Source organism: Bacillus cereus group sp. BceL062, assembly GCF_051780025.1.
GTDB lineage: Bacteria > Bacillota > Bacilli > Bacillales > Bacillaceae_G > Bacillus_A > Bacillus_A toyonensis.
The window spans coordinates 118,677-135,651 of record NZ_JBPWGY010000003.1; the positions used below are offsets into that span (position 1 = coordinate 118,677).

Consider the following 16,975-nt stretch of genomic DNA (forward strand, 5'->3'; position numbering starts at 1 on the left):
TATGCATCTATTCGAACACGAAACGTAAATCCGTTTCACTTTTATAAGAGGTCCTCCTTTTTACTTTTCTCATCATATCATTCATTTACAAAATAGGAGGGTACAATTATGAAACGTGATCCATTATTTTTAACTTTATTAGACAGTGCAAATACAAATTTTAGCGGCTGGGATTTTTCTTTCATTTCAGAAACGAGTCGAATGAAAAGTGAGCCTTTATCGTGGTCGTACGGTAGCACTGCTTTCCAGCTTATACAACACGCAAAATCAATGCTAGATATGGGCACTGGCGGTGGAGAGCTTTTATCTATGTTACAACCGTTCCCGCCAACTATTTATGCTACTGAGGGCTACGCTCAAAACGTGCCAATTGCCCGAAAGAAATTAGAGCCTTTAGGGGTTATTGTTGTAGAAGTAAAGGATGATGATGCCCTACCGCTTCAAGATGCTCAATTTGATTTAATTGTGAACCAACATGAATCCTATGCTGCTTCTGAGGTAAACCGAATCCTTTCTCCTAATGGAATATTTCTTACACAACAAGCTGGTGGTCTTGATTGCGCAGAACTTAATAAGCAGTTTGGCACACCACTAAATAGCGAATTTGCAAGTTGGTCACTCGAAACTGCCTGTAATGAGCTAAAGGAAAATGGATTTACTATTTTAGATGCAAAGGAAGAATTCCCTCTTCAACGCTTTTATGATATTGGCGCTATCGTCTATTATTTAAAAGCGATTCCGTGGCAAATTCCTGATTTTACTGTCGAAAGGTATTATGAGGAATTATATTGCATACATGAGATTATGTTGCAAAAAGGCTATTTTGATGTGAAGCAACATCGCTTTATCATTAAAGCGATTCGCAACTAATCATGGAGCATACGAAAACAAAAAAGAGATGGATATGCCATCTCTTTTTTGTTCTAATTTAAGTAACGAAAGTTTGTGTTACAACTTTGGCTAATAAAGTATATTTTTTCAGCATGTAATCACCTAACATATATATTTTTTCAACTAAAGTATAAGTGTAGTTTTTCATCCTATCTTCTATTGAGAAACGAGTTGTTTTTCATATCGTTTGTTCGCATCATCTTCTGTCAAAAATGCAGTTGTGTAATTAATAATATTCCGGTTATCGTACGTGAATATATGCTCTAACATATTTTCTTCTGTTAATATTAGCGGTAAGTATTTTGATAAATTACTAACTACACCTCTATTATTCTCATCTAATATCCATCCAATTTCCTTCCACTCTAATATACCTTCATCAGTACTTAACGGTGTATCCATTTGTACTCCCTCTGGCAAATCAGCAAGGAATACGTACATCCCTTCACTACCTCGAGGCTCGTCCTTACTTTTAAAAATCACATTCCCTTTATACGTTACACTTGGAAGACCTATGCCTGTTTCCTCAAGCGTTTCTCTAATTATTCCTTCATATGGCGTTTCATTATCTTCAATTTTTCCCCCAACACCATTCCACATTCCCATATTCGGCTTTTTATTTCTATTTAGTAAGAGTATTTTATTTCCTTTTCTAATGAAGCAAATTGTGTATGTATACATACTATTATTTCCTTTCAATTACACCTTCTTTTGTAAACAATTGATTTTCCACATGAGTTATTTGGCTTATTTTCAAGTGAAAACACTCGCCTTACAATTCCTTATCACATAATATATAGTACAACTTTCATACGTAAATACTTTACGTCAAACGAAAGAATCCTTTTTAGAAAGGAGCATTTAAAATCGATACTACAAGCAGTGAATTTTTAAAACAGTATTACGACAGCCACGTTTGGTTAAAAGATACCTACTGGTTCGGTGTTCCCATCTGCAAACTTCCCTCTGATCTCTTTTTGTATCAAGAAATCATTTATGAATTAAAGCCCGATTTAATTATTGAATGCGGGACTTTTCATGGTGGTAGTGCACTGTATTTAGCTTCTATGTTAGATTTAATCGGAAAAGGTCACGTACTTACTATCGATATAACTCCGCAGCCAAATCGGCCATCACATAATCGGATTACGTATTTAACAGCATCTTCTGTTTCTGTGCAGGCCGTCCAAACAATAGTAAGTATGCGCAAACCTGATGATGTGATTTTAGTTATTTTAGATTCTGATCATAGTAAAGAACATGTATCAAAAGAACTCTTACTTTATAAATCTATTGTAACCACTGGTAGTTACATTATTGTAGAGGATACATGTATTAACGGAAATCCTCTCCTTCCAGATTGGGGCCCTGGCCCGATGGAAGCCGTGGAAGAGTTTTTAGCTAAAAATAACAATTTCATAATCGATGAATCTAAACATAAATTTTTCATATCTTTTAATCCAAAAGGTTTTTTAAAGAAAATAAAGTGAAACTTTAATAAGTGGGGCTTTATGAATTCCCCACTTATTCTATAATTTTCATTTTTGAAAAAGGATAATACACAAATTCTACTTTTCCTATCACGTTATCTTCTTCAATATATCCTAAGCCATTGCGACTATCCCTACTAAGTTCACGGTTATCTCCCATGACAAATAGCTTATTTGGTGGAATCTTTGTCTTTTGGAAATTGTAAAATACTTGTGTATTGTTGAATAAATCTTTATTTGTATACGGCTCTACTTGTTTTTTATCATTTACATATACAGTTCCATTCGTTATGTTAATTACGTCACCAGGTAGCCCTATTACCCTTTTCACATAATATTTCGATTCGTCCTCTTCTTTAATAATGACAATTTCCCCGTGCTGTATGTTAGAAAAATGTACTGCTGCTTTATTTACAAATACGTAGTCTTCTTCATTTAAAGTCGGCTGCATGGATTTCCCTTCTACCTTACATAACGTAAAAGAATGATAGGCTATTACCATAACAAGTATAAATAGTATGTACTTCCCCCAACCTCTCTTAATCTCCTCTTTCATATCCATTCCCACCTTATAAAATAACTCAAAAAATATATCACTGCACAATATATTCCTGTGCAGTGATATTATTTTTACTGGGCCTTGTTCGGCTGTTCTACCGGGACTGAATTTGCATTTGATCTTTTCGCTTTCAAGTCAAAATACGCATCCAAAATTTCTTTACCAATCGCGGAATTAACCCCTGATTTATCATTATTCACCCATGGTACAACAACTGAAAAAGCTACTTCCGGATCAGCATCATATGGCGCATAGCCGGCAAGAGTTAAATTATAACATTTTTTTCGGTTATAGTTCTCATCTCTTCCAATATCACTTTCTCCACCATATACCGTCTCAGCTGTTCCTGTTTTTCCAGCTGGTTTATACGGTAAGCCTTTAAACGTTCCTGTACCTGTTCCGTCAGCTTCTTGAAAAACTCTTCTAAACCCTTCTTTTACATGATTAATGTATGACGTGTCCATATCCACTCGATTTAAAACAACCGGTTCAATTGATCGAATAACTTTTCCGACATCCTCTGGGCGGTTTGGCTGCTCTCTAATTTCTTGCACAATTTGTGGTTTCATTCGGTAACCGCCATTTGCAATTGTTGAAATATATTGAGCAAGCTGTAGCGGTGTATATGTATCATATTGTCCAATTGCATAATCAAGTAAAAAGCCTGGTATATTATCAGTTCTACCCATTTGACCAATTGATTCATTTGGCAAGTCAATACCAGTCGATACACCTAAACCAAATTGTCTAAAATAGTAACGCATTTTATTAAATGTCTCTTGTTTAATATCTAACGGATTGTTTGGCACATAATTAATCCCCGCCATTTTTAATGCTGTATTAAACATATAAACGTTCGACGAAACTTGTAAAGCTCTTAAATCATCAATATCACCAAAATCTTTCCATGATTTTTTCGGCTTAGTGCTTCCTTTAAAGTACATTGGCGCATCAAAGAAATGCGTAAACGGTTTAATCGCTTCTGCTTGGTATCCAGATAATAAAGTAGCCCCTTTCACAGTTGATCCTAACTCATAGGAACTTGTCATCGTCCCTAATGCGTAGTCTTCTATTTGCATCACGCCATCTTTATTTACAATTTTCTTTCCTGCCATTGATAAAATTTGACCGTTTTTCGGATTCATCATTACAACGAAAGCACGATCCATCATCGGTTCTGAAGAATGATACGCTCGTAAATTTTTTTCAAGACTTTCCTCTACCTTTTTTTGCAAATCCATATCAACCGTTAACATTAAGTTATTTCCACTTTTTCCTTCAGTCACTTTTTCAGTCCGAATAATATTCCCTGCTTTATCTGTAATATTTCTAGATTGTTCTTTCGTTCCATGTAATGCATCTTCGTATTGCTTTTCGATGTAACTCTTACCAATACGATCATTTCGGTTGTAATCACGAACTAAATAATACTCTAATTGTTCTCTTGGCAATCCCTCATTTTCATTAGAAACGCTACCAAGTATAGAACGAAGGATTTTATCATTTGGATATTCACGTTCCCAATCTACTGTCGTATCTATCCCCGGCAAGCTTGCTAATCTTTCACTAACGATTGCATATTCATTTTGACTTACATCTTTTTTAACGATTTGCGGCGTCATTTTATATCCCGCATTCATTTTACTTTTAATTGTTAATACTTCTAAATCATCTTTTGAAAGCTCCTTTAATTCTTCTTGTGTAATTCTCTCCCGACGCAACTCTTCTACTTTTTTATCTAATTCTTTCCCTTCTATTTCCTGCTTCCTAAATTTACTCTCATCTGCTTTCGTTACTTTTTCTGCAGCCCTTTTTTCATTTAACTGCATCCAAAAATCTTTTTTATCTGTCTCTGTTAACTTATCCATATCCTCTTGCGACATTTCAATTAGCCCTGCTAACTCTCTCGCTACTTTTAAAACTTCTTTCGAGTCTACTCCTTTCATTTTCGTATATGTAACGGTTCGTAGCGGTTTGTTATTTACAATCACTTTGCCTTCTCGATCAAACATTTTCCCTCTAGGAACAGGCGTGCTCACCGTCACATCTTCCTTTTTATTCACTTCATTTCGATACGTTTCTCCATCAATGATTTGCACTTTACCTAGTTGAATAATAATAGCTGAAAATAAAAGAAAGACGATAAAAAATAGTACATTTAACCGAAATGGAATATGAGTCTTTTTCTTTTTCGGCTGTTTCTTTTTCTCCTTGTTCTGTCTCATTTCGCTCCCTCGCTTCATTCTATTAACTTCTACGCATAAATTGAAACTTTAAACAGAGTGGTCCTCTGTTTATTAGCCCACACCAATCGGGCTTTTACAAGCAGGTAATCTTCCACCTAACTTCTTCTCCTGTGCCGAATTTTTCAGATGGGGAGTCTTACTGCTCGCAAATAACGGGATAACTCATTATGTATCAAATTTATTTATATGATATATATAGAATTTTATATTAGTTACAAAAGAAAGAAAAGATTTAATTTTCAGTTTTCAGATTTTGCATCCTATTTATTACCATTCCCCTTACAATACAATATCATGAATACAAAAAACTGAGGTAGATACATTGCACCTCAGTTTTTTTACGATAACTTATTTATTTGAAGATAACCCTTCAACAAATTCACCAATCTTTTGTCGAAAAACAAAATCAAAGTTATATTCCTGCCCTGTTAACTCTTCATTTACTAAAATGGTTGTTGCTCCAATTTCCCTCTTTGCAATTTCCGGGAATGATGCGACAGGCTGTACTTTTAATGACGTTCCCATAACGAGAAACACATCTGTTTCATATAAACGTGTAATCGCATTTTGATATTGCGGCAGTGTATCTCCGTATAAAACAACATCTGGATTTAAAATGAAATTACACTTCTCGCAGCGCGGTACTTCATGATCAATCATATATTGTAAATCATAACCCGTTTTACACTTCGGACAATGTGCTGTTTGAAGTGTTCCGTGTAAATCAATGACATGTTTACTACCACCTAATTGATGTAAACCGTCGATATTTTGCGTTAAAATTGTTATATCTTTCCCTTGTTCTTCTAGCTCAGCTAAAAAGCGATGTCCACGATTAGCTTTATATTGATGAAACGTATTAATTTGAAATATTTCTTTATAATGCTTCCAAAACTCTTTCGGACTTCTGTTATAGTACCCTCTCGATAAGTACATCTCCACATTCGCATCAGCATACAACCCATTTGCTGAGCGAAAATCTGGGATGCCACTTTCTGTACTGGCTCCTGCGCCTGTTAATACAGTAATTTTCTTCGCTTTTTCTAAAATTGAACGAACTTCTTCAAATTGCACAAAAATCACCTCTATGTATATTCCTATACTTATTATACCAGTTGTTTACAGGAGGTGTTGTATGATTCGTTTTATTTAATGCGTCGCGCCCCCAATTTCTACAATATCTACCTCTACTTCCGCCGTTACTTCGATTGCCAATTCTATCCCTTTACTAATAGTAGAAAGTGACATACTCGGTTGCCCTGGGTAGCTACTCGCTTGTTCTGGTAAGAACGGAATGTGAATGAATCCGCCTTTTATTTTCATATCATGTTTTTCTAGTTCATACATAAGTCCATAGAATAAGTGATTACAAACGAATGTACCTGCCGTTTGTGAAACAGATGACGGTATGCCTTCTTCGCGAAGTTTTTTTACGATTGCTTTCATCGGAAGCGTGGACCAATAGGCAGCAGGTCCTTCCTCAACAACCGGTACATCCACCGGCTGATTCCCTTCATTGTCAGCAATTCTTGCATCATCAATATTAATTGCGACACGCTCTATCGTAATATCTAGTCTACCCCCAGCTTGTCCGATACATATAATCATTTCCGGCGACAGTTCTTCTATATATTCTTTTAAAACTTTTATTGATTTATGAAATACAGTTGGAACTTGTTTACTTATAATCTTGTACTCTCCGATTGTTTTTTCATGTAAGCTTTTTGCGACTTCCCAAGCTGGATTGATACTTTCTCCGCCGAACGGATCGAACCCTGTTAATAATACTGTTTTCATCGTTTTCCCTCCTAATTAGAAACGATATACTAAGCCGTACATAATAAACATATTTATGATAAAGATTGAAAGCGCGATGGGTACTTGCGCTTTAATAACAGCATTTTTATCTTTTAACTCTAAAAGCATTGCTGGAACGATATTAAAGTTTGCTGCCATTGGCGTAAGCAGTGTTCCGCAATATCCAGCAAACATGCCGAGTGCGGCCATAATCGCTGGATTCCCACCGTGCATTTGAACAATTAAAGGTAATCCGATTCCGCCAGTGATTACTGCAAACGCTGCGAATGCATTCCCCATTACAACTGTGAAAAGCATCATTCCTAAACAGTACGCCATAACAGCAACGAATGGATACTCTGTCGGTAACACTTTTCCAACTAAATCAGAAACGACTTGTCCAACACCAGACTTCGCAAAAATACCGCCAAGTGCTGCTAACATTTGTGGTAAAATAACTGCCCAACCAACAGCTTGTAATAATCTACTTCCTTCTTGAACAGGCGTCGTTATTTTCGATTTTGTAATACGCATCGCCGCAACGAATGCGAGTAATGCTCCTAACGCTAATGCAACTAACGTTACTTTATCTGGATCTACAAGGGATACATTTCCCCATTTGATTTTCCCTAACGTTAACGTACCGATAATTGTAAAAATAGGAATTAAAAGTGCAGGCATGAAAATTTTATTTTTTAATTTCTCAGCATGTTTCACACGTTCTTGTACAGGTACTTCTTTCTCCTGAGATTTTGTTACTTTATTCAATGAAGCTAACACGACCATAGCGAGCACGATACACCCAACGTAAAACGAAGGTATTACATTTCCGAATAAAAATGTAACTGCGAATAATGCCCAAAATAAGCTAGAACCGAATCGGTTTGGATGTTCACGATCGAATGCGATACGCACAGCGATAAAGGCAACGATTATACCTAATACATAATAAATTGTATCCATAGTTATGATGTTCATCTTATATAGCCTCCTTCTCTTGTTTTCCTTCTGCCTTCATTGTTTTCGCTATATATTTATCAAACCTTCTGAATCTAATCCAGCTTACGATTAGTGCGGATATTGCTGTTGGAATACCCCAAAGCGCCATATCCCATACTCCGACATGCATACCTACTGAATCGAAGAATCCTTTCATTAATAAAATCGCACCAGTTGCGATAAAAATATCTTCTCCGAAAAACCAAGCTGTATTTTCCGCAGCAGCTGCGTTTGCTTTAATCTTTTCTCTTAATTTTTCCGGAAGTTTACCGTATTTACCTTGTGCCGCTCCTTCTGCCATTGGTGCAACGAGCGGTCTTACTGTTTGCGCATGACCACCAATATTCAGCCCTAGTGCCGCTGATGATTCTCTTATTGTAAAATATGACATTAATACTCTTCCAGTTGTTGCCCCTTTTGATTTCGTTATAAGTGCTTCTGCTCTTTCTTTTAAACCATAACGCTCTAAAATTCCGATTACAGGTAAAGTTAGTATAATAGGCATAGACATATATCTATTTTCTATAAAAAATTTACCGAACATACTGATGACGTCATAAAAACTTAATCCTGAAACCATACCAGTAACAATTCCCGCAACCATTACTACTAATAGTGTATTTAACCTAAATAGAAAGCCAACTGCAACAAGTAGTATCCCAATTAATTTAATCATTTCCAGCACTTCCCCTCATTTTTTATTTCGGTGCACATATAGAAACACCATTAAGTTCGAATGTTCTGTATATTCTCTCCGCAAATTGTACCGCTTTCTCTCCATCGCCATGCAAACAAATTGTTTGCGCCTGAACTATTACTTTCTCTCCATTCACCGCTTCTACATATCCTTCTTTTACCATTTGAAGCACTTGTTTTATCGCTTCGCCTTCATCTGTTATAAGTGCATTTTTTTCTGTACGACTTGTTAATGTCCCATCTTGCTTATACGTACGATCAGCAAAAACTTCTTGCATGAATGTTACTCTATATTTTTCTGCAGCTTGTATAAACGCCTCGCTATTTGCTAATCCGTAAAGTAATAGATCCGGGTTCATATGAGAAATTGCCTTTACGATTGCATCTGCAATTGCTGGGTCAGTTGCCGCCATATTATATAGGGCACCGTGCGGTTTCACATGATGCATCTTCGCGCCTGCCGCTTTCACAAACCCGTCTAATGCACCAATTTGATATAAAACGTAATCATATACTTCACTTGCTGAAACATTCATGTTTCTTCTTCCAAATCCAATTAAATCAGGAAATCCAGGATGCGCCCCTATTGCTACGTTATGTTTCAAAGCTTTTTCAACTGTTTGACGCATAACGATCGGATCACCCGCATGAAAACCACAAGCAACATTTATAGAGGAAACGAACGGAAGAATCTCATCATCATTCCCCATTTTATAAGCTCCAAAACTTTCTCCTAAATCACAATTCAAATCGATTGTCGTCACGATATTTCCCTCCTACTCTCAGCTTCGTAAAGCGATGAACTTCTTTAATAGTTTCATATTTTCTTCCTGCTCTATGTACAATTGCTCCGCTTCTTCTATAGAAACTTTTTCAAAAGTTACATAGTCCCCTGGTTTCAGCTGGGCAAGCAAAGGTAAATCTACTGAAATGACATTTCCGATTCTCGGATAGCCACCTGTCGTTTGCCTATCTGCCATTAATATAATAGGCTGCCCACCATTTGGAACTTGAATGGTTCCAAATGTAACAGGACTTGATAGAATTTCTTGTTCTATTTCTCTATTTAAAACTTCCCCATCAAACCTATATCCCATGCGATCAGCATAATTGGACACTTTATACTCTTTCATAAAAAATGACTCTTTACTTTTTTCTGTAAACTGATTATATTCAAAATCTGTTATGACACGAAGCGTAGGATGCTTCTTATATTTTGGTAAGACGTTATTACGAATTGCCCATTTTGTTTTTATTCGCTCTTCCTTTTGTAAGTTCTGAATGAAACCACTCGCCATTTCTGCGTGCGTACCAATTTGAAAATAGTCACCCTTTTTGAGCATCCTTCCTTCAATCCCGCCAATAGCAGCTCGCATATATGTACCTTTACTTCCCATTGTATGATCAATATGAATACCACCCGCAAATGTTACATATGCTCTGCACCCACGTTTCGCTTTTCCAAAACAAAGCATGCTGCCTTCTTCTGCTAAAATAGGACGCCATAACGGAATTCGTTCTCCATTCAATAACGGTTCCAAATCCGCTCCGCCAATCGCGAGCAAAGTCGTTTTCTTTAGTAACAATTTAGGTCCCATTATCGTCATTTCTAAACCTGCTTCATTTTCTTCATTACCGACTAACATATTGATTAGCCTAAGTGCATTTTTATCCATCGCACCGCCAACTGGTACACCATACTGTTGATAATGAAATCGTCCTAAATCTTGGACTGTTGTAAGCATCCCCGCATGTAAAACCTCTACATCCATTCTTTAGCCCCCTCTAGCGATACGTATTCTTCCTTTGTTACCGGGATAAAACGTAAATACATACCACTTTGAATATAGGTAGGTGATTCTTCTCTTGGATTAAATAATGAAATCGGTGTTCGGCCGATAATATTCCATCCACCCGGTGTTTCAAGCGGATAAATACCTGTTTGATTTCCACCAATCCCTACCGAACCAGGAGCAATTTGTAACCGTGGTGTTTCTTTTCTAGGTGTTTCTAATTTTTTTGATAGTCCCCCTAAATATGGAAATCCTGGTGTGAAACCTAACATATACACAAAATATGTTGTTTCGCTATGTATACGAATAACATCCTCTACTTGCAAACCTTGATAATGTGCGACCTCTTCTAAATCCGGCCCATATTCGCCTCCGTAGCAAACTGGTATAGAAATATGTTTCACTTTCTGGTTCACTTCTTCTTTATATGAATCACACAGCTCCTGTATATATTGGCAAACGTAATCATATGACCTTTCACCTCTCTCATTTTGCATCCATACTTCGTACAAATTATAGTAAATTGCTAATGAAGTAAACGATGGCACACATTCAACCATTCCTGTAAATGGATGTTGTTTCAACGCTTGAAATAATCGCTGCACTTTTCCGTATATATCCATCCTAATTTCTTCACCAAATGTAACAATAATTGCTTGATCCCCTAACGCAGAAAATTTCATCCCATTCCCTCTTTCTATGCCAAAAAGCCGAGTTCTTTCGAAATGCGGTATGCTGTTTCTTTCACTTTCGCAGTAAAATATGAAATGTTACTTTCGCCATACTCAATTGCTAAACCTGAAATACTAATACCTGCTACAACCGTTCCATCATTCGCAAAAATCGGAGCTGCTATAGCCGCTGTATGATTTTCTAATTCAGAATAACTAATTGTGTAACCTTCCTTTTTCGCTAGTTGTAATACTTCTAGCAAATGTTCCTTATTCACAATTGTTCCATCCGCAAACTGTTTTAAATCGGTTTCCTCTATGTACTTCCTTTTCTCTTCCTCAGAAAAATAAGATAGTAAAATTCTCGGACATGCCCCCGCATAAAGAGGTGCTCTTCTTCCAACTGCTGTATAAACACGTACCGTCTGAACTCCTTCCATCTTTTCAACGTAAATTGCATCATTACCATCTTGAATAATTAAATTAACTGCCTGCCCTAAACTATCTCTAAGCTCTTTCATATATGGAATCGCAATATTCCTTACTGATAATCTTTGTGAAACAAGTTGCCCAAACCGTAAAAAAACGAATCCAAGACGATATTTCCCCTTCTCATTTTTTTGTAAAAGCTCCATTTCTTCTAGCGAACCGATTAAACGATAAACAGATGTTTTCGGCATATTTGTAAGCTGAACCATCTCTGTTAAACTTAACTCTTCATGCTCATAAAATAACTCTAAAATATCCATTGTCTTCACTGCCGTTTTATTTATACTCATCCTATCTCCTTTTTGTTCCGAATTTCGGAACTTCAATTCCATTTTTCGAAACAAAGATATAATTTAAAATTATAAAATATTCTTTCAATTCTATCAATATTTTTTTCACGTACATAATCCGATATATTTTGTCCGCTATTAAAAAAACACAAATAATAAGTGATTTATATAAAATGAAAGGCTCTTGAATGATTGACAAAACTTTAACACGTGAAGAACGAACTATTAGAATAAAAGTTACAATAAAAAGTACGGAAGTTTAGATTTGAAATAAAATTTGATCACTTTTCATTAATAACACTACTATAAAAGAAAATATAAAGAGCATGTTTGAATCAATTTTTGATCAAAACATGCTCTTCTCATTGTTATTCACAGTATTCTTTTTTAACTTGATTGATTGATTGATTGTTCCTTCGTTCAACTAACAAGTCTATTAGGTACATATTACTTATTTTTCAAAATCGTTCTTTTAGCTTTTTTAATAATTCTACTAGTTGATTTTATGTCAGTATCCTTTTCCCATTCTTCACACAGGTCCATTACCCAATCCGGTTTCGTTTTACTTGCATCATTTAACCAGTTTCCAACCGAATCTTGGACATATTTTGATGGATCTGATTTAAGTAAATTAAGAATAGGAAGTGCTTTTTCAGGTTCTTGTTTTAATATTTCAATATGTTTACTCCATACACCTCGAGGACGAATAGATTCTACAGAGAACCTACGAATATTCTCATCTTCACTTTTTGCCCATTCTACTAACAACTCCACACTTTTTTCTATATTCTGTGAAAGATCTTCTCTAATAGACATCCAAGCAATTTCTCGAACACCAAAATGATGATCCGCTGCAAAAGGTCGAATGTACGTTAATGTATCTTTTAATGTGTTATTTGATTTTTTATTCATAAACGCTGCCCAACATCGTACACTATCTGAAATATGATTAGATAATTTTAACAATACATCTTCCTTGTTTCCTTCATTCTCTTTGAGTATAATTTCATCCAATAAAGTTCCTGTTATTCGTATGACTTTCATTCCTGTTTCCACGTTCTGTTTTTCTAATTCAGCTACTATGCTTTCCAAACTATTCTTGAGTCCTATTGATGGTAAGACATTTTTGAGTAGTTCAATATGATTTATAGCCAGCCATTCTGTTAGATTAACACTTTCTAATTTCCCTTGCTGTAGTAATTGTAAGACCTCTTTAGGAATTTCGTTTACTTTCCTGGCTCCTTTCCTGTTTAAGATAACTTCTGCTTCTTTCGTTATCATTTAAATTCCCTCCTTGCAACACTATCTTCAAATAAACAGAGGCCATTTTGAAAAATAATAATCAAAATGACCTCTGTCTTTCTTAAATGAACATTCAGTTTTACAAAAAATGTGATTTAAATCCACAAGAAGAACATTTCTCCCATACTTGCTCTATAATGCTCTTACTTGTTTCAACGGCCAAAAAACAGCTTGTCCTTTTCCGACAATTTCATCTTCTGAAATAAATCCGAACATACGACCGTCTTTAGAAACTTCACGGTTATCTCCTAAAACAAACACTTGGCCTTCTGGCACTTTCGTTTTCCCTGTGATTTGTTCTAATGTAAAGTCTGGAGTTAATACACGGCCAGCTGCTTTTTCTTTAAACTCTTTTAAATACGGTTCTTCCATCGCTTTTCCGTTTACGTATAAAACATCGTTTTTATACTCAACTGTATCACCTGGTAAACCAATTACTCGTTTTACTAAGTCGTACCCTTCTTTTCCGTGGAAGACGATAACATCGAAGCGATCTAATCCACTTATACTATAACCAATCTTATTCACGAGAACGCGCTCATTATTTTCTAACGTTGGCATCATCGATTCACCTTGCACTAAAGAAGGTGTAAATAAAACACCGCGAATAATTACAATTAGTACAAGGGTAAACCCTATTGTTTTAACCCAAGAGAATAATTCTTTCTTCGTATTTTCCTTCATCGTTTCTCCTCTTTCTTATGCACTTATTTTATTATTTCAACTAATTCTCGCACTAAACTTCGATCAATTTCAGAAAAACATGATTTACCTTCTCTTACCGCTGTACCGACATGAGCTTGCGAAATTCCAGTTTCATCTAATAACTGCTTTATATTTTCTTTCGTTACACCACTTCCAGCTACAAGTTGAATTTGACCATCGCTTACCTTTTGCATATCTTTAAGCACTGGAATATTATCTACTATATTTCCTTGTCCACCTGAAGTTAACACGTGAGTCACTTTATGGAATTCCTTTAAAGTTCTCATCGCTTCTACTAGGTTTTCTATATCATCTATCGCACGGTGATACGTTACATTTATTCCATCTACAACAGATAACAAATCTGCTAGCTTCTCTTTATCAACTTCTTTTTGTTCGTTTAATACGCCTAATACAACGCCTGCTGCACCTAACTTCTGCGCAACGCTAATGTCTTCTTTCATCATTTCAATTTCTTCTTCCGTATATGTAAAAGACTTCGCATGCGGACGAATCATAACGTGAATCGGTATATTTACTGCTTCTACCGCTTTTTTAATAAATGCATAACTCGGCGTTAATCCACCTTCTGTATAAGATGAAATTAATTCAATCCGCTTCCCACCCGCGCTTTCAATTCGTTTCACATCTTCTAAACATGTTGCAATAACCTCTAGCATGAGATAACCTCTTTTCGTGCTTTTTTCTTATTATACATTAGTAAAAATAAGAAGCCTAGCTTTCTCCTATAAAACTATAAAAAGAAGAATGAAAAGAAAGATTTTTTCAATTGATAACACTTATTTGTAATGTGCTATTTTTCATGAACAATACTGCTAAAAAGAGAAAAAGATATACATCTTACAAAAGAACATTCCATTATCTCTCGTTCAGATGTATTTTTTAGAATTGAGTTCTTCGAAGCTATTCAAGGGATGCTGCCCATTGCTATCAAGCTAATATTTTGGAGCATCCTCAAAACAAAAAATTGTACATCCTCATCTGGAGATGTCAATTTTCTCGCTTTGGAGTAGTTGCTCTTCTTAGTTTGATGAGCATAGGGTAGCTCAGGAAAATACGAATTTACAACGTTAAAGAAATTCCAAAATTAAAAGCCAAATTTCTCAATATTAAAATTAAGGAAATTGGCTTTTTTGTCGCTCTGGAGAAGCGCCCTTTTATTGAATAATAAATTTCTTCAAATTGAGAAGAATTAGCATATAACGTTTTCACAGAGAAGTTGCCTGAATCTCTTCCCTGCTTCTTCCCCGGCGACCAAGTGGTTCGGAGAGTCCTGTCATGACGTACCATACTTCTTAAAGTTACTTTCACACCACTATTCTGTTTCAATTTTCACTTCAGTAATATATTTCAGTAAAGTTTTTTATAAAACTTCACTTTCTTATTTGTTACCGAGTTGTTCCGCCAAACCGATTAGAATCCCTTCGGTTCCACGAATGTAACAGAGTCGATACGAGTCCTCGTACTGAACCACTTCGCCAACGAGCTGAGCACCACACTTAGTCGTGAGTCTGTATACCATTTCGTCAATGTCTTCAACAGTGAACATGACGCGTAAATAACCGAGGGCGTTTACAGGAGCAGTCCGGTGATCTGATTTAGTAGGTGGGGTGAGAAATCGCGAAAGTTCAATTCGGCTGTGGCCATCTGGCGTAACCATCATAGCAATCTCTACGCACTGGGAGCCCAGTCCGGTTACGCGACCAGCCCATTCACCTTCGACAGTAGCTCGCCCTTCGAGTTTCAAGCCAATCTCCTCGAAGAAAGAGATTGCGTCATCAAGAGATTCTACAACGATACTGACATTGTCCATTCTTAGTAATTTGTTCTTTTCCATAGTTTTATCTCCTTAAGTGTAAACATTTATTATCTAATCATCTTCATAAATTATTCTATTAAAAGTTACAAATTCCTTCCCAACAAAAAACACCTTATCACCGTTTACATTCAAACTGCGGTTTTTCGACGTACAAGGGATTACCTACATTATTAGTCACTGTCTAAATTGTAATCCTCGTTTATCATTTCTGTTCCTGTTTTTTAACTTTGCAACAGAACTATGTTTAGTTTCTTACAGAATGAAACCAAGGCAATTGTTTAATATATGTATCGCCATGACATATGCAATGGATCTTTTAGAAATAAGATAAGCAATAGTAAGTATCACCGCACCAGGTAAATAAATAGCAAGATCCGAAAGCTTGTTCGTATGAAGAACTGTAAAAATTATAATCGAAATGATAGATGCAATAGCAGTACCAATATAATTTCAAGCATTTCTTTCTTCAGTTTTCATATCAATATCTAATTGATTTTCCAATAATTTTACGCCCTTCTTTGTAAGATGAACCGCTCGACTCTTATCCGTTTTTGTAATCCATCCCTGTTCAAAAAACAGTTTTGCTATTTCAGACCCTAACCAACCAGAAATATGGTAGCGTCGTTCACTCCAATCAAGACAAGGTTTTGCAAATACTCTCCTTTTTGTCTCTGCCTTTTCAATATTTATTCCAAAATTCAGAAACCATCCTTTCCCTTGTTCCGTTACAATATATTCTCCATCTTTTAAAGTTATTAATTCCCTAACTAGTAATTTTTCAGCTATCTCTACACCAAGTTTGCCTGCAAGATGATCGTAACAAGTTCGAGCATAACGAACTTGTTTTAATTGACCCGATTGTTTTAAAGAGCGAACTTGAACTGTTGGTGCGATTGTTCCTAACTTTTCAAGAACTTCCGCTACCTCTTGATTAGCAAGTCGATAGTAACGATGTCTACCATGTTGTTCAACTGTAAGTAGATTCCCCTCTACTAATTTAGAAAGATGAGAACTAATTGTTGGATGTGACACTTTTGCCATATAAGCTAATTCACTAGCAGGCAGCGCCTGATTATTCATTAGACAATCTAAGATGATTGCTCTTGTAGGTTCAGCAATTAATTTAGCTACATATGAGATATTCGGATATACATTCATATTTCGATGATACCCTAACTGTTAAATTGATACAATTATTTTAAATTTA

18 protein-coding genes and 1 pseudogene are annotated in these 16,975 nt (G+C 35.9%); 2 read left to right on the top strand and 17 right to left on the bottom strand.

The window, feature by feature from the left end:
* The first annotated feature begins 108 nt into the window (after positions 1–108).
* Positions 109–870, top strand: coding sequence for a class I SAM-dependent methyltransferase (locus ACS2MN_RS08925; protein WP_000817562.1), 762 nt, complete (start codon positions 109–111; stop codon positions 868–870).
* A gap of 177 nt (positions 871–1,047) precedes the next feature.
* Here ACS2MN_RS08925 and ACS2MN_RS08930 read toward each other — a convergent pair whose 3' ends face one another.
* Positions 1,048–1,590 carry an NUDIX hydrolase gene (locus ACS2MN_RS08930; RefSeq protein ID WP_142285895.1) on the bottom strand — a complete coding sequence of 181 codons (543 nt, stop codon included), beginning with the start codon at positions 1,588–1,590 and terminating at the stop codon, positions 1,048–1,050.
* A 167-nt stretch (positions 1,591–1,757) separates the two neighbouring features.
* On the opposite strand from ACS2MN_RS08930, the gene ACS2MN_RS08935 reads away from it, so the two are divergent.
* Entirely contained in the window at positions 1,758–2,381 is a 624-nt protein-coding gene (locus ACS2MN_RS08935; protein WP_073990597.1) for a cephalosporin hydroxylase family protein, read from the top strand.
* A 34-nt stretch (positions 2,382–2,415) separates the two neighbouring features.
* Here the strand turns inward: ACS2MN_RS08935 and lepB (ACS2MN_RS08940) are convergent, their stop codons facing one another.
* The 16 genes and pseudogenes from lepB (ACS2MN_RS08940) to ACS2MN_RS09015 all read right to left on the bottom strand — a co-directional run bounded on the left by lepB (ACS2MN_RS08940) (position 2,416) and on the right by ACS2MN_RS09015 (position 16,926).
* Complete coding sequence (gene lepB / locus ACS2MN_RS08940; protein WP_000656825.1) at positions 2,416–2,937, bottom strand: signal peptidase I; 522 nt, start codon at positions 2,935–2,937, stop codon at positions 2,416–2,418.
* Between the two features lie 74 nt (positions 2,938–3,011).
* Positions 3,012–5,165: a peptidoglycan D,D-transpeptidase FtsI family protein gene (locus ACS2MN_RS08945; RefSeq protein ID WP_224993067.1), complete on the bottom strand. Its 2,154-nt coding sequence runs from the start codon at positions 5,163–5,165 to the stop codon at positions 3,012–3,014.
* A gap of 369 nt (positions 5,166–5,534) precedes the next feature.
* The gene (locus ACS2MN_RS08950) at positions 5,535–6,260 is read right to left on the bottom strand and encodes an NAD-dependent protein deacylase (RefSeq protein ID WP_001159146.1); all 726 of its coding nucleotides are present in this window, start codon (positions 6,258–6,260) and stop codon (positions 5,535–5,537) included.
* Positions 6,261–6,335: 75 nt separating this feature from the next.
* Positions 6,336–6,983, bottom strand: a complete 648-nt coding sequence (gene pcp / locus ACS2MN_RS08955) for a pyroglutamyl-peptidase I (protein WP_000859719.1) — start codon at positions 6,981–6,983, stop codon at positions 6,336–6,338.
* Positions 6,984–6,998: 15 nt separating this feature from the next.
* Positions 6,999–7,961, bottom strand: coding sequence for a DUF979 domain-containing protein (locus ACS2MN_RS08960; RefSeq protein WP_001021667.1), 963 nt, complete (start codon positions 7,959–7,961; stop codon positions 6,999–7,001).
* A gap of 1 nt (position 7,962) precedes the next feature.
* Positions 7,963–8,658 carry a DUF969 domain-containing protein gene (locus ACS2MN_RS08965; RefSeq protein WP_000593386.1) on the bottom strand — a complete coding sequence of 232 codons (696 nt, stop codon included), beginning with the start codon at positions 8,656–8,658 and terminating at the stop codon, positions 7,963–7,965.
* Between the two features lie 22 nt (positions 8,659–8,680).
* The gene (gene pxpA, locus ACS2MN_RS08970) at positions 8,681–9,442 is read right to left on the bottom strand and encodes a 5-oxoprolinase subunit PxpA (RefSeq protein WP_000207308.1); all 762 of its coding nucleotides are present in this window, start codon (positions 9,440–9,442) and stop codon (positions 8,681–8,683) included.
* An 18-nt stretch (positions 9,443–9,460) separates the two neighbouring features.
* Positions 9,461–10,450: a biotin-dependent carboxyltransferase family protein gene (locus ACS2MN_RS08975; protein WP_000382261.1), complete on the bottom strand. Its 990-nt coding sequence runs from the start codon at positions 10,448–10,450 to the stop codon at positions 9,461–9,463.
* Entirely contained in the window at positions 10,441–11,154 is a 714-nt protein-coding gene (pxpB, locus tag ACS2MN_RS08980) for a 5-oxoprolinase subunit PxpB (protein ID WP_000672290.1), read from the bottom strand. The genes ACS2MN_RS08975 and pxpB overlap by 10 nt, the downstream gene beginning before the upstream one ends.
* A gap of 14 nt (positions 11,155–11,168) precedes the next feature.
* Positions 11,169–11,921: an IclR family transcriptional regulator gene (locus ACS2MN_RS08985; RefSeq protein ID WP_000026374.1), complete on the bottom strand. Its 753-nt coding sequence runs from the start codon at positions 11,919–11,921 to the stop codon at positions 11,169–11,171.
* Positions 11,922–12,368: 447 nt separating this feature from the next.
* Positions 12,369–13,202, bottom strand: coding sequence for a DNA alkylation repair protein (locus ACS2MN_RS08990; protein ID WP_000628825.1), 834 nt, complete (start codon positions 13,200–13,202; stop codon positions 12,369–12,371).
* A 153-nt stretch (positions 13,203–13,355) separates the two neighbouring features.
* On the bottom strand, positions 13,356–13,907 hold the full coding sequence (gene lepB / locus ACS2MN_RS08995) for a signal peptidase I (RefSeq protein ID WP_000662506.1): 552 nt from the start codon (positions 13,905–13,907) through the stop codon (positions 13,356–13,358).
* Between the two features lie 23 nt (positions 13,908–13,930).
* Positions 13,931–14,608 carry a copper homeostasis protein CutC gene (locus ACS2MN_RS09000; RefSeq protein WP_000895104.1) on the bottom strand — a complete coding sequence of 226 codons (678 nt, stop codon included), beginning with the start codon at positions 14,606–14,608 and terminating at the stop codon, positions 13,931–13,933.
* Positions 14,609–15,330: 722 nt separating this feature from the next.
* Positions 15,331–15,786 (bottom strand): VOC family protein, encoded by a 456-nt coding sequence (locus ACS2MN_RS09005; protein ID WP_088054841.1) that lies wholly within the window; start codon positions 15,784–15,786, stop codon positions 15,331–15,333.
* Positions 15,787–16,020: 234 nt separating this feature from the next.
* Positions 16,021–16,218: pseudogene (locus tag ACS2MN_RS09010) on the bottom strand (CPBP family glutamic-type intramembrane protease); the annotation flags it as partial.
* Positions 16,219–16,926 carry an ArsR/SmtB family transcription factor gene (locus tag ACS2MN_RS09015; protein WP_001103833.1) on the bottom strand — a complete coding sequence of 236 codons (708 nt, stop codon included), beginning with the start codon at positions 16,924–16,926 and terminating at the stop codon, positions 16,219–16,221.
* Positions 16,927–16,975: the final 49 nt, after the last annotated feature.

What these genes read in the sequence shown, in the direction of transcription:
- ACS2MN_RS08925 (WP_000817562.1), top strand. Translation starts at nt 109, where the DNA reads ATGAAACGTGATCCATTATTTTTAACTTTATTAGACAGTGCAAATACA.
- lepB (WP_000656825.1), bottom strand. Translation starts at nt 2,937, where the DNA reads ATGAAAGAGGAGATTAAGAGAGGTTGGGGGAAGTACATACTATTTATA.
- ACS2MN_RS08945 (WP_224993067.1), bottom strand. Translation starts at nt 5,165, where the DNA reads ATGAGACAGAACAAGGAGAAAAAGAAACAGCCGAAAAAGAAAAAGACT.
- pcp (WP_000859719.1), bottom strand. Translation starts at nt 6,983, where the DNA reads ATGAAAACAGTATTATTAACAGGGTTCGATCCGTTCGGCGGAGAAAGT.
- ACS2MN_RS08960 (WP_001021667.1), bottom strand. Translation starts at nt 7,961, where the DNA reads ATGAACATCATAACTATGGATACAATTTATTATGTATTAGGTATAATC.
- ACS2MN_RS08965 (WP_000593386.1), bottom strand. Translation starts at nt 8,658, where the DNA reads ATGATTAAATTAATTGGGATACTACTTGTTGCAGTTGGCTTTCTATTT.
- ACS2MN_RS08975 (WP_000382261.1), bottom strand. Translation starts at nt 10,450, where the DNA reads ATGGATGTAGAGGTTTTACATGCGGGGATGCTTACAACAGTCCAAGAT.
- pxpB (WP_000672290.1), bottom strand. Translation starts at nt 11,154, where the DNA reads ATGAAATTTTCTGCGTTAGGGGATCAAGCAATTATTGTTACATTTGGT.
- ACS2MN_RS08985 (WP_000026374.1), bottom strand. Translation starts at nt 11,921, where the DNA reads ATGAGTATAAATAAAACGGCAGTGAAGACAATGGATATTTTAGAGTTA.
- ACS2MN_RS08990 (WP_000628825.1), bottom strand. Translation starts at nt 13,202, where the DNA reads ATGATAACGAAAGAAGCAGAAGTTATCTTAAACAGGAAAGGAGCCAGG.
- lepB (WP_000662506.1), bottom strand. Translation starts at nt 13,907, where the DNA reads ATGAAGGAAAATACGAAGAAAGAATTATTCTCTTGGGTTAAAACAATA.
- ACS2MN_RS09000 (WP_000895104.1), bottom strand. Translation starts at nt 14,608, where the DNA reads ATGCTAGAGGTTATTGCAACATGTTTAGAAGATGTGAAACGAATTGAA.
- ACS2MN_RS09005 (WP_088054841.1), bottom strand. Translation starts at nt 15,786, where the DNA reads ATGGAAAAGAACAAATTACTAAGAATGGACAATGTCAGTATCGTTGTA.
- ACS2MN_RS09015 (WP_001103833.1), bottom strand. Translation starts at nt 16,926, where the DNA reads ATGAATGTATATCCGAATATCTCATATGTAGCTAAATTAATTGCTGAA.